Source organism: Methylophaga sp. F-2, from assembly GCF_056859315.1.
The window spans coordinates 1-13,855 of sequence record NZ_JBSXOF010000007.1; the positions used below are offsets into that span (position 1 = coordinate 1).

Consider the following 13,855-nt stretch of genomic DNA (forward strand, 5'->3'; position numbering starts at 1 on the left):
CTTTCTACAAGAAAACCATCGGTTACGGACTGCCGGACTTCGCAGAGGAACTCAACTACGGAGTCGATCTATCAACCATCTGAGGGTGGTATCAGATTGATGGGGTGAAGGTGCCCCATCAACCATTAAATCCGTATACCCCAAAAATCATCGTGGATACTCGACCATGTATCAGGAAGGAAGCCTGACGCTGGGTCTTTTCTTCGCCATCGAGTCCTACCCTGGCGCCATTCCTGAGATGGACATGGCACAGCAGATTCGCACGGCACAATTGGCTGAAGCTCATAACTTTGCAGCCCTTTACTTCAGGGATGTATTTCTCAATGTCCCGTCTTTTGGCGACGTGGGTCACATCCATGACCTGTGGCCATTCATGGGCTACGTCACGGCACAGACGTCGCGCATCGCGCTCGCAACTGGCAGCGTCATCACCACTCTGCGTCATCCCTTGCTTGTGGCCAAAGCAGCAGCCTCGATCGACCGCTTGTCAAATCAGCGCCTGGTGCTAGGTATCGCCACGGGTGATCGGCCAACAGAGTTCCCGGCCTTCGGTCAGACAATGGATGCGCGAGCCACGTTGTTCCAAGAAGCATTGACTGTGTTGCGTCAAGCCTGGCGTGAGGACTTCCCGGAAATCTCCACGCCCCGAGTGAACTTGTCGGGTGCAGATACGCTGCCGAAACCGGCGTTGAGAGACATTCCCGTGATGGTGACTGGTCATTCACGCCAGTCGGTCGAATGGATTGCCGAGCATGGGGATGGCTGGCTTTACTATCCCCAAAATATCGCGCAGCAAGCCATGACAATCAAGAATTGGCGGTCGCTGACACCAAGATTCAAACCCTTCACGCAATCCTTCTATATTGACCTGTCGGAGAATCCCGATGAACCCCCATCGCCCATCTTCCTCGGGTTTCGGGCTGGTCACCGATTCTTTACTGACTACTTCAGCCGCTTGCGCGATATTGGGGTTAATCATATTGGCCTCAACCTGAAATACGCGACACGTCCGGCGCATGAGATTGTTCAGGAACTTGGCGAGCATGTCGTACCGCACTTTCCGGCGCACGCTACTGCCCATTTGGAGGAGGCGCAGGATGCTGCACGGTCATAAAATTTTTGCCTGGGATCTCGCTTTTACTTCTTCGGCTGGTACCTATGCCTTCGATGTCCAATGCGAAATGCTGGCTGACATCGGTTATGACGGCCTGACCTATGCCGTCTGGTCAGGGAGCCGATGGGAAACCGCAAAGCGTCTATCCACCGTGAAAGATCGTTTCGGTTTGGAGGTCTTTAGCGTGTATGTGGTGATCGACCTGGATCAGGGCCCACAGCATCCCATCAACGCAGGACTCTTGCGGATGCTTGAGGAGATGGAAGGCGTGAAGGCTGTCAATCTTGGAATCAGGACGGCAGGCCACGGTTCAAATCATCGAAAGGCACCGGACGACAAGGTATTGCAGGACTTCCTTGGTCGGGCACTTGAGATTTGCGCACGGCGCGGAATTGACATCCTGCTGTATTTTCATCTGGGCTTCTGGATGGATCATTACTCCATTGCGGCACAGATCTGCTCGGTCGTGAACCATCCGAATCTCGGCATCGTGTTTCCAAGCTATCACTGGTATGGCTACGAAACCAATGCAGGCAGCCCGACGGAGGGCTATCAGGCCGTAGACCCGACGCCAGCGTTAATGGCGTCAACACCCTTCATGCGGGAATTGACTCTCAGCGGCGCAACCCGCAGCCCACTTGGCTGGAGTCGTATTGCCACTTTCGAGGCGCTCGATGCAGGAGAACTCGACAACTTCGCACTTCTTGGACTTGCCAAGTCGTTCGGTTATACCGGCCCCGTCGGCTATGATGGCACATTGGTCGGGGGGAATCCATACAGCACGCTCAAACGCTCCTATGACGCGATGGACGAGATGTTGGGTTTGCTGACAAAGCACCCTGGTTGGGCTAAGCGTGAAACACACCCGTAACCCATGATTGAGCACATCTACATGTCCCAACACCCTTTGATTGCTGCCCAATTGAGGCAGGCGATGCGCGGCGTGGCCTCCACGGTGACGCTAATCACGTCGATCGCTCCCGATGGCCACGGACACGTAATGATCGCCAGTTCATTCGCATCAGTCTCACTGGAGCCGCCCACGGTTCTAGTGTGCATTGGTCAGCAAACCCGTATCCATGGGCCGCTGCTGGCTTCTCGACGGTTCTGCATCAATGTACTCCGCGCAGAACAGGAGGTACTTGCGGTGCACTGCCGTAGCGCCACGGGGACCGACCGTTTCGATCATGAAGCCTGGCGATTTGATGAAGTCAATGGGTTGCCCTATCTGCAAGGGGCGCAGGCTTCGCTGTTCTGTGAGCTGATTGAACACCATGCAGTCGGCACCCACTCGGTAATGCTGGCCAGTGTCGAGCGTGTGCTCACATCTGCATATGCCGATCCACTCGTCTATCTGGATGGCCGCTTCCGGGCCATAGATCCAACCCGTTGAAGATATGCAGCGAAGAATTTCACAACTGCCTCGGCATATCTCTAGACAGCCTGCCGGGTTATGTGGCTGAGACTCTTCGAGCATTAGCCAATGCCCATTCCCCGCTGCCGTCCGATTTCCCACGCCACGCCGCCACCGCGCACCGTCGCGGCAAGTCGCTGCCCCAGTCGCTGTTCAATCACCGGCTTCCACGGCACCAGACTGAACCCCATGCCGTCGTCTAGCATCGCGTAGCGCCCGCTGGCGAGCATGAGGCTGCGCCGGTAGATGCCAGCCACGCGCTGCCCGTCGGTGACGGGCCGATGCGCTAGGCCGATTTCGGCGGCAATATCCTTGGCGGCCTTTGCCAGTTCCCGATTCCGCAGCGTCCCCAGCAGGTTCCGGGCGAGGATCACCCGCTGCCCACGCCGCTGGGCCAGCCCCTGTTCTTCAAGGAAGTCGGCGCGCTGCTGCAAGGCTTCCTTCGTCTCGCCGCCAAAGCCCAGATCGCCCAGCCCCTTACCGCCACCGATCAACTGCTGGTCCAGCCAGGTCGCGCCGATCACGCGGGCCTGCCGCTCGATGGGCAAGTGCGATTTCAGCTCCACCGCCACGCCGCCCAGGCGCTGTGCGTCGTTCTGGCGGCCACGTTCGGCCAGGTCGTCCGGCACCTTCCATAGTCCATCAGCCACACGTTCCACGATGCCGGCCCGGCGCAGGGCTTCCAGTCGGCGGACATGGGCCGCGACGACCTCCTGCGGGTCGCGGCCGGGCTTGGCTCGGCCTTGCTCGATCGCCAGGTGATGATCGGCGCGGTACAGGCCATCGCTCGCCAGCGCGGCGATGTTCTTGTCGGCCGCCCGCACCTCGGTGGAACCGCGTACCTCCACCACGGCTCCGGTGGGATAGTTCGCCAGCTCGACGCGGGCGTTCAAAGCGACGTAGTGGGCCTTGCCGTCCACGCCGTCGATGACCAGATAGCCGCGGTCGTGCAGCTCGTCGGCCAGCCCCTTGCCGGCCACGCGGCCGACGATGGTGCGGCCGTCGTCGCCGGGCTCAAACACCGCCAGCTCGCGCGGCTGGCCGCTCATGGCGCGCTGCATGGTGCGGATGATGTCACCACGCTCGCCCAAGGCGCGCAAGGTCTTCTCCGCGTCGGCATGCACGGCCCAGGTGCCGGGCTGCGTCTCGTCAGCCAGGCCCAGGCGCTGCAAGCGTTGGAGTCGGCCGATCAGCAGCAGCCGCTGGCGTTGCAGGCGGGGCTCATTGAAGCGCTCGATCTGCACCCGGCCATCCTCGCCGGCCTCACGCTGCAATGTGCGGTCGAGGCTCGTCCACCGCTCCTGTTCCACCTCGCGCTGCAAGGTCTGCTGAATCTCCAGTTCGGTGCGCGGCCCCAGCCATTCCGTCGCCAGTTCGGCGGCGCGATGGCGGAAGCCGTGGGCGATGTAGTCGCCCGCGATGATGAGGTCTTTGCCGGTGTCGTCGCGCCCGCGCACGATCAGGTGGGTGTGCGGGTTGTCGGTGTTCCAGTGATCGACTGCCACCCAATCCAGCCGCGTCCCCAGGTCGGCTTCCATCCGGTTCACCAGATGCCGGGTGTAGGTGCGCAACTCCTCAAGCTCGGCACCGTCTTCCGGTGAGACGATGAAGCGGAAATGGTGCCGGTCGTCGTCGGCCCGCTCCTTGAAGGCATCGAGGTCGGCATCGTCAATCTGCGGCCCGTAGGCCCGGCCCGGTTCGCCATCGCGGCCGGCGCCGTCGCGCTCGATGTAGCGCAGGTGCTTGGCGAGCGACTGCGGGCTGGCGTTGCGTTGATTGACCAGTAGGGTCTTGATGGTCACGCGCCGCGACATGGACGTCAGCTTCGCCCCGGCGAAGCGCGCCGCCGTATGGCCGCGCCCCAGGCGCGAGCCGGGCCGCTGGCCGGCGCGTGCGCCGCTGCCGCCGGCTGCGGAATGGCGCATCGAGGACTTGCCGCCGCTGGCCTTGCCCGCCTGCTTGAGTACCTTGGAAACGAAGCTCTGGCCCTGGCCTTTGCCCCGGTTCTTCGGGGCGCTCGGACGCACCCGGAAATCGTCGTCGCGGCGGGCGGTCATGGCTGCGCTCCCTGCAAGCTCTGGCGTGTCCTGTCGTGCGAAGCACGGGGACATGCCTGCATTGGCGCGGGCCTCGCGCCCCAAGCGGCACGGTGGCGAAGCCGCTCCGTGCCGCGCCACCCCCATGTGCAGACAGGCTTTCTACGCGGCCTGGTGCCGCGTCCTTTTGTCTTGCCTTCCGCCTTTGCCCTTCGCTGTCGCTCCGGGCAGCGGCGGCCCGGCGGCGCTATGCTGCTAGCAGCCAGCGCGCCGGCGAACAGAGCCACGACCACAGGTCGGGCATGTTCGAGGCAAGACGTCTGCACGTTGGAAGGCAGCACGGATGCGCGCGCACTGCACGCGCGATAACACGGCGACGCGCCATCAAGGAAGAGCTTCGATGTCACGCTGAACCACAGTAAATCGGCGGCCATCATGGACGTTTCTCCAGCCAGGCAGGGCTCGCAACACCGATCACGGCAGACACGCTGACCGGACCAAAATAGCGACTGTCAAACGACGCTGGGTTGGTCACGCTCAACAGGAACAGTTCGCCAGGTTGAAGCTGCCGGCAGTGCGGCCAGGCTTGTAGCTCCCGGCCAAGCCGGTCGGTGTGCAACAAAGTCGCCACCAGTACACCGTCGATGCGTATCTGATCGGCCGAAATGCATACATGTTGCGGTGCGACTGCACCCACACGTTTCAGCAATGGAATGTGGTCTGGCAGGTAACCACGCCGCGCGGCGAGCTCAGCCGTTTCTGGCGGTAATGTGGTCAGGACGATGCTGCCGACTTCCAGCCGATGTGACAGCGAATCGGACGAGTGTTGCAGCGGATCGAGGCGATACCAACCCACGGGCACGCTGTCCGACGGGTTGTAGATCAGGCGCGGCAACGGCTGCACGAAGGACGCCCAGGCCAATGCAGCTAAACCGCAGACGGAAAGAACTATCAGCAAGATGCGCACGCTCAAGGGCGAGCGAGAACGCAATGCGGGGCCAGTATTAGACACGACGGTCATTGCAGCGCCCTCCCGGCCAGCCAGGCGGCATGCCGCTCGGCGGTGTACTCGGGCAACGGTAAACGCGCAGCAAGCCTATTGGCGAGCGTACGCCAATACGCGGGCGGCACCGTTGCCGGTGCAATATCTTGTGCCTCGATAGCGTCGATGCGTTCCAGCATAGTGCGCACCCTGTGGTCGCCTTGCGTGTGCAGCAGAAGACGCGCGCCGGGCTTCACACCAGGGATACGCTGCATGGCATCTCGCGGCAGACCAGACTGCATCACCATGAGTTGCCAACGCACAGTGCCGTAGTCATTAGCCTGCCAGCGGATGCGGCAGAATATGGCGTTTGGCAGGAACCCCGCCACGCGCCGCCAGCGATCGAATCGAATGATGCGTACGGGTTCACCGAAGCGCAGGTAAAGCTTGAAGCGGGATTCGAGATAGGCCAGCGAGACGCGCGTCAGCGGTGCGCTGTCGGCCTGACCGGGGAGCGTGGCGAGCGGCGGTGGCGATGCAGCCGGGGTGGCAGAAAACTGTGTGTTCATGATGGGTTCTCCGGGAACTCGCGTTCCAGCAAGGCACGCAGCAACTCGGCCACGGTCACGCCCTGCGTGAAGGCTGAGACCTTGATGCGCGCCCGCATGGCAGGCGTGATGTCGAGGGTCAATCGGGCGGTGTAGAGATCGCCCTTGTTGAGTGCGTCGGCGTCGCCTTGGCGAATCCATGCCTCCGCCTGTGGATTGGCAGGAGGACGCGCACCGATGCCGACGCGTTTGCTGTGCGCCTTGCTCATAACGGCCACCGCAGCAGTTCATCCACCAGCGCCATGATTTCACATGCGGCGATGCTGTCTGGCGCCGTTTCGCGTGCCAATCGGCCAGCGGCCACGCTGTCGGCGAAAACGATACGCTGGCGCACTTCAGCGCGCAGTACGGGCAACGGCTGTTCGGCCAGTGCCTGTCGTGCTTCACGCCCGATCACCGTGGTGCTGACGCGCCGATTGATGATGAAGGCCGCAGTGAGCTGCGGGCGGAACATTTGTGCCTCGCGGATCAGCGCCATCATCTCGGCAGAAGCCCATAGGTCGTAGGGGCTCGGTTGCACCGGGATCAGCACCCGCTCGGCCGCCAGCAGTGCGGAGCGCGCCAAGGCGGCAATCCTGGGCGGGCCATCGATAATGACGTGATCGGCCCTTCTGGCGAGTTCTGGCGCTTCTTGATGCAAGGTCTCACGGGCGAGACCCACGGCACTGAATAGCCTGGGCAAACCTTGCTGGCTTCGGCGCTGTGTCCAGTCCAGTGATGATCCTTGCGGATCGGCATCCAGCAGAATGACGTTCTGACCGCGCAGCGCTAGTTCGCCGGCGATGTGGGTAGCGAGCGTAGTCTTGCCTACGCCGCCTTTCTGATTGAGCAAAGCAACGATCATGGCGCGGCCCTCCGTACAGGAAAGTAATACCTTGAACAGCCTGAAAAACGCTTTTGTCGTTGCTGGTTGACGGTTATCCACCGATTCAATAGCTGTTTATTATTATTGGTTAGATAAGTTTTTAAGTTAGATATAAAGTTAAGGGCCGAAAAAGTATTTATAAACCAGTTTGTTAGACTAAATTCTCGCGGCTGATAGCACGATACCGGTGCGCCTGATAGCACGAGTCTTAGCGCGTCCGATAGCACGAGCCCGTTCACAGCTTGTTCTGCTGCCATCCCCAGACTTATCCCCGTGCCGTTTGCGGCACGGGCCGGAAGGCGAGAATCTCCGGTTCGCCGGGCCAGCGTTCGATGGACAGCTCGTAACCAGGCAGTGACTGCTTCGCTACCAGGGCGCGCAGATCGCGGGCAAAATCGCGCGGCTGCGCCAAGCTGCCGGACTTGCGATACAGGTAAGGAACATCGAACTGCCAACCGTTTGCCTGCCGACCACCATGCTTGCGTACCAGTCGGTACAGCCAGCGCTCTATACCGCCGGTGAGCCGAAAGTATGTCGGGTCGATGGTCAATACCAGTGCAGCATCGAGTACGCCCGCATAGAACCAGTCCGGCAAGATCAGCTCGATGCCTAGCGGCTTGCCGTTGGCATCGGCCAGTTCTTTCCACTCGTTGATCCAGGAAAACCGGTGCAGGCGCCGCCCGGTGGTCTCGCGGATGGAGGTGGCCACCGTGGTCGATTGCAGCCGGTCGAATGCGGCTTTGAGGCGCTGGTAGTCGCGCAGCGACGTACCGCGCCCGATAAAGCGCAGGATCTCGTAGGGCGTGGCCTGCATTCGACGTGACGGCTGGATGCCCGCATCGCGGGCTTCGACAATCTGGCTGGCGGCCCAGATCAAAATATCGGCATCCCAGATAGTGGCGATGCCGTGTTCCTGCGTGCCCTCGACACGAATGGTGATCTTGCCGCTGCGAAAGTCGATCGGCGCTGTGCGCCGCGACTTTGCCAGCGAGAAGAACGGATAGGCCATCAAGTCCTGGGCGTCGCGCGGTGCCATATCCTCGGCTGGCAGTGCGCGGAACAGGTCGAGCTGCTCTCGCTGCTGCCGGAGTGGCAGCGATGGACTGGACATAGAGACGGCCACCGGCGAGCCGTTGATCAGCGGCCATCACGGTAGTCACCCGCGTGGCGTTCGGCGTATTCGGGGTCGGAGGTGGCCTCGTAGCTGCGCGCATCGGCCCACGCATCAAGATCGGCCACAGCGTACATGACACGGCGGCCAAACTTACGGAACTTCGGCCCGCCACCGATCACGCGCTGCTTTTCCAGCGTACGCGGCGACAGACGTAGATATTCGGCGGCTTCGTCGTTGGTTAGGTAGCGTTGTGGCTGCGCGGGCGCAGCGGCAGTAACGGCGGCGGGTCGTAAAGGAGCGGGTCGCATGGGATGTACCTCCATCGGTTGAAAACGACCGGCCACACAGCGTGACCGGATGGAGGCAGTCTCAAGAAACATGGGACTCTTGTTCAGGGACGTTTTGCGGTAACCGCAGCGCGTCCCTGCTCAACCGGAGGAAGTTGCACCAAGCGGCGATAGCCGCCGCGCATCAGCGCATTACCCCGGCGAACCAGTCGACGCACGCGGGCGCGCAAAGCGCTGTCGGCATGCCAGTCATCGGCGACGGCATCGGCCCCGAAGAGCCCTTCGGCTACTTCACGCAATGACGCGCCGGCCAAGGTCGCGTCGAGTGCCTGCAAGGTGTGTAGTTCCAACAGAGGCGCCAGAGATGGCCGAGGTCCTGTCAGCGCGACAGGAGGGATGCCGGTGACGGTTGCCAACTTACCCAGCGAGGCCGACAACACCTGGCAGCGTGCGCGGGACGTGCCGGATGCTCGAATGGCATAGGCGTAAGCCATGCCATCGGCCAGGTCGGGCGCCAAAGCGAAGTGCAGACAGGCACCCGGCCAGCGGGCCACCAGTATCAATCGCCGCCCATCATGGATCAGGTGCTTGTGGCCCGGAAGGCGCCAAAGCGTGAAGACTTCCGTATCGAGCGGTGGGTCGACATCTGGATAGAGTTGGAGTACTGCATCGTGATCGGGAAACCAAGCTGGATGCGCTTCGCGCGCATCCACCGCCGGGTTTTCCAGCAGGCGTAAGCCCCAGCGCAGCGCCGCGTCCGACCGGCGCCGACGGCGTAGCCAGTCTTGGCGATAGTCAGGATGACGGCGCAGGTATTCCCACGCCAGCGCGGGGCCATCTAAGTGCAGAGCATAGAGATAGGCCGCCGCTGGATACCAATACTCAGAGCTGCGATCAGCCATGGCGCAACCTCCCTCGGCTTGAGGTACGTCGCCACGGCGGATACTCGTGCTATGGAGCGATCATCAGAATGTCATGGGTCCAACGATAAACTGTTAGTGTCAAGACCGATTGGCTCCGAGCTATTGCAAGTTTCGTCCGAATGCGACGGCGGCCTGCCCCAAAATGGCGTGCCGCATCGGCCAGCCTGCCAAAAGCCGCACCAGACATCATGACCGTTTCGATCAGGTGCGCACCATTTCTATGCAAGGCCGGCCATTGAGACCCAACCGGTCTGAGGCCAGACCCAAAAAGACACAATGCGCTGGCGTTGTCTCTGATTGTTCAGTCGATGATCGAGCCGTTCTCCTCAGCCAGCCGCAGGTATTCCGACAGCCGCCGCACCGGCTGGAGGTAGTGATCGCGCATCACGGGCTGCCGGTGCGGCCCGACGATGGACGCCAGATCAGACAACTTCACCGTTCCCAACTCAGGCATCCCGATCCCTAGGTCGATCAGGCCATGGGCTGTGTCCCCGTCAGCAGGATCGAGCGAGGCCAGCAGCCAGGTAGCGTGAGCGTCCGGGGTGAACAGCCGCACGACTGGCATCGGGTCCAGGGAGTCGCCGTTGGTGATCAATTGCGCACGCTCCGCGTCGGTGATGAGCAGAGTCATGGCCGCACGCCTTCCTCAAAGGAGCAGAACCACCAAACCGCTTCACCATTTGTACGTGAAAACTCAAAAGCGCAACCCCACGAATCAGCCGAAGCGTAGAAGCGTGAAGGCGCATTGGCGTAGGTCTGGAAAGGCACAAATACGACTCCTCGAATTTGGCGAGATCCGCAAAACCGGATTTCTGTAAAAGCGCGGAACTGGGAATCAATACAAAATGAACACTATAGATTGTAGCCCTATAGGATGCAATAGGTTGTCATCTTGGTTTTTGAGAGGAAACCATAGGTGGCGGCAGAGTACTCATTGGCGAGGGCGTTGAAAGCAGTCAGGAAAGCGCGTGGCTTGAGCCAGGAAGCGTTTTCCGACGTGTCGAGCCGTACCTATATGAGCACCTTGGAACGCGATCTGAAAAGCCCGACCCTCAGCAAGCTGGCCGAACTGTGCGAGGTGATGGAGGTGCATCCGCTTACGTTGTTGACGTTGGCATATACTGGTGATAGCGAAGACCAAGCCGATCAACTCCTTGCACAAGTACGGCAGGAATTGGAAGAGATTACTGAAAACAATCTTTAGGTAACTGAGGTTGACTATTTGCTGTCGCAAAGTGCGTAAACACTTCAGACTGGTGTGACTGCGCGTACAAATCATCGATCACTAACATCACGTAGGCCGACGAAAAATAATCATACTGGAGGAAGAAGTGATCTCTATCAGCGACATTTACGATAAGGACGTCAATTTTTTGTTTGGCTCAGGGGCTTCATTTGGACTTCTTCCCACGCTGCAACTCCAGTTATCTAATGAGAATGGTGAAAAATTCACGCTAGAGGAACTGGCGACGAAATTCGAGCAAGAACGTGACCGACGTTTCGTTCCGTTGTTCATGCACTATTATTCCACCTGCATCAGGCCCGCAGAACAACTCACGCTCGAAACAGCAACGGCTACCGACTCCGGTAACCAGGTCATTGAGAACTATCGTACTTTTCTCACTACGATTTTAGAGATGGTCAAGCGGCGAAAGGCATTGGATCGCTGTTGCAACGTCTTCACAACGAATTACGATGGATGCTTTCCGCTTGTGGCCGACCAATTGCTCAAAGAGGGGCACACGGACTTTATCTTGAACGATGGTTCGCGTGGATTTACTAAGCGGATATTACAGGCTCGAAATTTCGGTTCTTACCTTTGCCAAACTGGTGTCTTCGGCCGTTATCAAACCAGCATCCCACAGATCAACCTGATCCATCTCCACGGGTCGGTGTACTGGAGCAAAACAGACGGGGCCATCTTGGTCGATTACGATATTTTGTCCAAAGAATCCTTGTTGAGCGAGGATTTGACAACTGCGTTGCAGCAGTTTTCTGACGTTCTCGATAGCTCCACCGCCACGCTAGAAGATTTGCAAGAGCCAGATTTTGATGACGATGCCCTGTCTGTATTTTGGGCGAAGTATGAACAGATGCCCATCGTCAACCCGACTAAGTGGAAATTCCATGAAACCGTGTATGAGGAGCACTATTACCAGATGCTCCGATTGCTCAGTTATGAACTTGAGAAGCCAAATGCAGTACTTATTACCTTCGGTTTTTCCTTCGCTGACGAGCACATCCTCAATCTTGTGATGCGCTCTTTGTCAAATCCGGGACTACAAGTATTTGTATGCTGCTTTAATACTGCTGAATACCAAGTGATGTGTGAGAAATTCAAGGGCTACCGCAACGTCCAGTGTCTTGGCATCGATGGGGAAACCATAGATTTCTCAACGTTTAATAAGAAGATTCTGGCATGGCCAGAGGCATCCATCAAAACGGCACAGCCTGCGGCTGAGGCAGGATCTGATGTAATCGATGATGGAGCCGAAGCAAGCGTATGAGTATCCGCGTGGGTGATGTCATCGCTGTTCATGGCACTAAGGTGATTCTTAAGATCGACGAACAGTCCAGTAAAGAGACGCTATTTCACGGTGGTAAAAAATACAAAGGTGTATCTATCCGCGAATATCTTTCTATCCAGCGTGGTTTTCGGGACATCATATGCATGGTTGAAGGTGAATACCTTGACGAAAGCCGAATTGAGACACGGAACGGTAAGCCGTCTTATGTGCGGAAGGTTGAGGTTAGGCCTATCGGATTCTTTGACCATACAGGCTTCTCCCAAGGGATAAAGTACTTACCGATGATTCAGGACCCTGCATTCCTGATGCCAGAGGAGCGAATCCGATCCATTTTCGACCGAAAGTCTGATGGCGAATTCAAAATCGGGCACATGCTTAAAGAGGAGATCGCAATCGGGCTTCCATGGAAACGCCTCTTTAACAGTCATATTGGCATATTTGGAAATACTGGAAGCGGTAAATCCAATACGTTAGCGAAGCTCTACTCCGTACTATTTGATGAAAAACTTCAGCTAATTGCTGGGAAGAGCCGTTTCATTATTCTCGACTTCAACGGAGAATATGGGGGCGAGCAGCTAGCCCCAGCGGAACACAAAACTGTCTATCAGCTCTCTACACTGATAAATCCTGATCCTGAAGACCTCAATGCCCGCTTCCCATTGGCACCGCAAGAGTTCTGGGATATTGAGACACTATCATTACTTTTCCAAGCGACCACCAACACGCAGCGACCATTCCTAAATCGGGTCATTTCCGGGAAACTTAAGTACGGAGGCAACCGTGCTGCATTGGCGAACTACGCAAAAATGAAGTTCCGCCAGTCATTCTGCGCAGGCGAAGTTAAACCCGCAACGCTAGATCTTATGCGGACGGTTGCTCGGCGCATGAACAACCAAGCCGTTCAGGATCTCTTGGCGGAGGTTACGTGGTACCGCAATGGTCGTTTCCATTGTAGGGCGTTCATTGACCCCGATGGAAATCAATACGCGGCACACATCGCACCGACCGTAGACACACTAGATATTCAAGGTCTCGACGAATTTGATGAGCTCGTTCTTCGTGTCAACCTGCAATTGATGTCTGACTTGAATGCAGGTTATGTCCAGTTCGAGCATATTCAGCCACTACTCAAGCGCGTTGAGTCGTCGTTATCCAGTATACGCAAAGTCATTGTGATTGGAGATGCTCCACAACCCGAAAGGTTACTAACGGTCGTTTCTCTACGCCGCTGCAACAACGAAGTCAAAAAAGTCTTACCGTTGCTATTTGCCAAGCACTACTACAACGCACACAAGGCAGCTGTAGATACTCCTCCCGACCGAACGATTCATGTCATTGTCGATGAGGCTCACAACATCCTATCTGACCAATCCACTCGAGAAAGCGAAAGTTGGAAGGATTATCGACTAGAGCAGTTCGAGGAAATCATCAAAGAGGGGCGCAAGTTTGGAATGTTTGTCACGATCGCTAGTCAGCGCCCCGCCGACATCTCCCCGACCATTATTTCCCAACTGCACAACTTCTTCATCCATCGGTTAGTGAATGACCGAGACCTATACCTGATCGACAATACGATTTCAACGCTGGATTCCCTGTCACGAAGCCTCATTCCAGGGCTTTCTCAAGGTTGCTGTGTGGTAACAGGTACGGCCTTCGATTTACCAATGGTTATACAAGTAGACCGTTTGCCCAGTAATAAGCAACCTAGCAGTGAGGACGTAGACCTTGAAAAGCTCTGGAACACACCTGCTAATGGCAATGAGGATGCCTGTAGCTAGTTCGATGGTAATAGCTAGTCCCTTCAAGGATAAGCGGATAGCAAACCTGGAGCAGCGCGATCCGCAGAGCGGAGACGCAAGGAGGCATTTCGCTTATTATCTATTTGTATGGATTGACTGCCATCATCCAATAGGGAACATTCGTCCACCGATCACAACAACGATCCGCTCATGTTCAACGAAGTCGTTCCCCTGTTGGCTTTTGC

Annotated in this window: 15 protein-coding genes; 6 read left to right on the forward strand and 9 right to left on the reverse strand. The window is 57.9% G+C overall.

Going from position 1 to position 13,855, the window contains the following annotated elements:
• Positions 1 to 166 precede the first annotated feature (166 nt).
• The 3 genes from AC13DA_RS00450 to AC13DA_RS00460 are packed head-to-tail and all read left to right on the forward strand — an operon-like array spanning position 167 to position 2,507.
• Positions 167 to 1,114, forward strand: coding sequence for an LLM class oxidoreductase (locus AC13DA_RS00450; protein WP_008294927.1), 948 nt, complete (start codon positions 167 to 169; stop codon positions 1,112 to 1,114).
• Complete coding sequence (locus AC13DA_RS00455) at positions 1,098 to 1,985, forward strand: sugar phosphate isomerase/epimerase family protein (protein ID WP_004350834.1); 888 nt, start codon at positions 1,098 to 1,100, stop codon at positions 1,983 to 1,985. Before AC13DA_RS00450 ends, AC13DA_RS00455 begins: the two co-directional genes overlap by 17 nt.
• Positions 1,986 to 1,988: 3 nt before the next feature.
• Complete coding sequence (locus AC13DA_RS00460; RefSeq protein WP_023660031.1) at positions 1,989 to 2,507, forward strand: flavin reductase family protein; 519 nt, start codon at positions 1,989 to 1,991, stop codon at positions 2,505 to 2,507.
• 83 nt (positions 2,508 to 2,590) lie between these two features.
• On the opposite strand, the gene AC13DA_RS00465 is transcribed toward AC13DA_RS00460, so the two are convergent.
• From AC13DA_RS00465 to AC13DA_RS00505, 9 genes are all read right to left on the reverse strand, one after another.
• Positions 2,591 to 4,585, reverse strand: coding sequence for a relaxase/mobilization nuclease domain-containing protein (locus AC13DA_RS00465; RefSeq protein WP_008294925.1), 1,995 nt, complete (start codon positions 4,583 to 4,585; stop codon positions 2,591 to 2,593).
• 412 nt (positions 4,586 to 4,997) lie between these two features.
• On the reverse strand, positions 4,998 to 5,585 hold the full coding sequence (locus AC13DA_RS00470) for a S26 family signal peptidase (protein WP_023660032.1): 588 nt from the start codon (positions 5,583 to 5,585) through the stop codon (positions 4,998 to 5,000).
• Positions 5,582 to 6,115 (reverse strand): DUF2840 domain-containing protein, encoded by a 534-nt coding sequence (locus AC13DA_RS00475; protein WP_008294923.1) that lies wholly within the window; start codon positions 6,113 to 6,115, stop codon positions 5,582 to 5,584. Before AC13DA_RS00475 ends, AC13DA_RS00470 begins: the two co-directional genes overlap by 4 nt.
• Positions 6,112 to 6,363 (reverse strand): hypothetical protein, encoded by a 252-nt coding sequence (locus tag AC13DA_RS00480; protein ID WP_008294922.1) that lies wholly within the window; start codon positions 6,361 to 6,363, stop codon positions 6,112 to 6,114. Before AC13DA_RS00480 ends, AC13DA_RS00475 begins: the two co-directional genes overlap by 4 nt.
• A complete protein-coding gene (gene parA, locus AC13DA_RS00485; protein ID WP_431522808.1) occupies positions 6,360 to 7,079 on the reverse strand; it encodes a ParA family partition ATPase in 720 nt (239 codons plus the stop codon). The genes AC13DA_RS00480 and parA overlap by 4 nt, the downstream gene beginning before the upstream one ends.
• A gap of 205 nt (positions 7,080 to 7,284) precedes the next feature.
• Positions 7,285 to 8,130 carry a replication initiator protein A gene (locus AC13DA_RS00490; protein ID WP_008294920.1) on the reverse strand — a complete coding sequence of 282 codons (846 nt, stop codon included), beginning with the start codon at positions 8,128 to 8,130 and terminating at the stop codon, positions 7,285 to 7,287.
• A gap of 26 nt (positions 8,131 to 8,156) precedes the next feature.
• A complete protein-coding gene (locus AC13DA_RS00495; protein ID WP_023660033.1) occupies positions 8,157 to 8,441 on the reverse strand; it encodes a helix-turn-helix transcriptional regulator in 285 nt (94 codons plus the stop codon).
• An 83-nt stretch (positions 8,442 to 8,524) separates the two neighbouring features.
• Positions 8,525 to 9,322, reverse strand: coding sequence for a DUF2285 domain-containing protein (locus AC13DA_RS00500; RefSeq protein ID WP_008294918.1), 798 nt, complete (start codon positions 9,320 to 9,322; stop codon positions 8,525 to 8,527).
• A gap of 322 nt (positions 9,323 to 9,644) precedes the next feature.
• Complete coding sequence (locus AC13DA_RS00505) at positions 9,645 to 9,974, reverse strand: DUF2958 domain-containing protein (protein ID WP_008294916.1); 330 nt, start codon at positions 9,972 to 9,974, stop codon at positions 9,645 to 9,647.
• A gap of 285 nt (positions 9,975 to 10,259) precedes the next feature.
• On the opposite strand from AC13DA_RS00505, the gene AC13DA_RS00510 reads away from it, so the two are divergent.
• From AC13DA_RS00510 to AC13DA_RS00520, 3 genes are all read left to right on the forward strand, one after another.
• Positions 10,260 to 10,547 carry a helix-turn-helix domain-containing protein gene (locus AC13DA_RS00510; protein WP_008294915.1) on the forward strand — a complete coding sequence of 96 codons (288 nt, stop codon included), beginning with the start codon at positions 10,260 to 10,262 and terminating at the stop codon, positions 10,545 to 10,547.
• 127 nt (positions 10,548 to 10,674) lie between these two features.
• Positions 10,675 to 11,850, forward strand: a complete 1,176-nt coding sequence (locus AC13DA_RS00515) for an SIR2 family protein (protein ID WP_008294914.1) — start codon at positions 10,675 to 10,677, stop codon at positions 11,848 to 11,850.
• The gene (locus AC13DA_RS00520; RefSeq protein WP_008294913.1) at positions 11,847 to 13,649 is read left to right on the forward strand and encodes an ATP-binding protein; all 1,803 of its coding nucleotides are present in this window, start codon (positions 11,847 to 11,849) and stop codon (positions 13,647 to 13,649) included. Before AC13DA_RS00515 ends, AC13DA_RS00520 begins: the two co-directional genes overlap by 4 nt.
• The last annotated feature ends 206 nt before the right edge of the window (positions 13,650 to 13,855 follow it).

Coding starts and splice junctions, on each gene's coding strand:
- AC13DA_RS00460 (WP_023660031.1), top strand. CDS start 1,989: ATGATTGAGCACATCTACATGTCCCAACACCCTTTGATTGCTGCCCAA.
- AC13DA_RS00505 (WP_008294916.1), bottom strand. CDS start 9,974: ATGACTCTGCTCATCACCGACGCGGAGCGTGCGCAATTGATCACCAAC.
- AC13DA_RS00480 (WP_008294922.1), bottom strand. CDS start 6,363: ATGAGCAAGGCGCACAGCAAACGCGTCGGCATCGGTGCGCGTCCTCCT.
- AC13DA_RS00450 (WP_008294927.1), top strand. CDS start 167: ATGTATCAGGAAGGAAGCCTGACGCTGGGTCTTTTCTTCGCCATCGAG.
- AC13DA_RS00495 (WP_023660033.1), bottom strand. CDS start 8,441: ATGCGACCCGCTCCTTTACGACCCGCCGCCGTTACTGCCGCTGCGCCC.
- AC13DA_RS00475 (WP_008294923.1), bottom strand. CDS start 6,115: ATGAACACACAGTTTTCTGCCACCCCGGCTGCATCGCCACCGCCGCTC.
- AC13DA_RS00520 (WP_008294913.1), top strand. CDS start 11,847: ATGAGTATCCGCGTGGGTGATGTCATCGCTGTTCATGGCACTAAGGTG.
- AC13DA_RS00455 (WP_004350834.1), top strand. CDS start 1,098: ATGCTGCACGGTCATAAAATTTTTGCCTGGGATCTCGCTTTTACTTCT.
- AC13DA_RS00465 (WP_008294925.1), bottom strand. CDS start 4,585: ATGACCGCCCGCCGCGACGACGATTTCCGGGTGCGTCCGAGCGCCCCG.
- AC13DA_RS00490 (WP_008294920.1), bottom strand. CDS start 8,130: ATGTCCAGTCCATCGCTGCCACTCCGGCAGCAGCGAGAGCAGCTCGAC.
- AC13DA_RS00500 (WP_008294918.1), bottom strand. CDS start 9,322: ATGGCTGATCGCAGCTCTGAGTATTGGTATCCAGCGGCGGCCTATCTC.
- AC13DA_RS00470 (WP_023660032.1), bottom strand. CDS start 5,585: ATGACCGTCGTGTCTAATACTGGCCCCGCATTGCGTTCTCGCTCGCCC.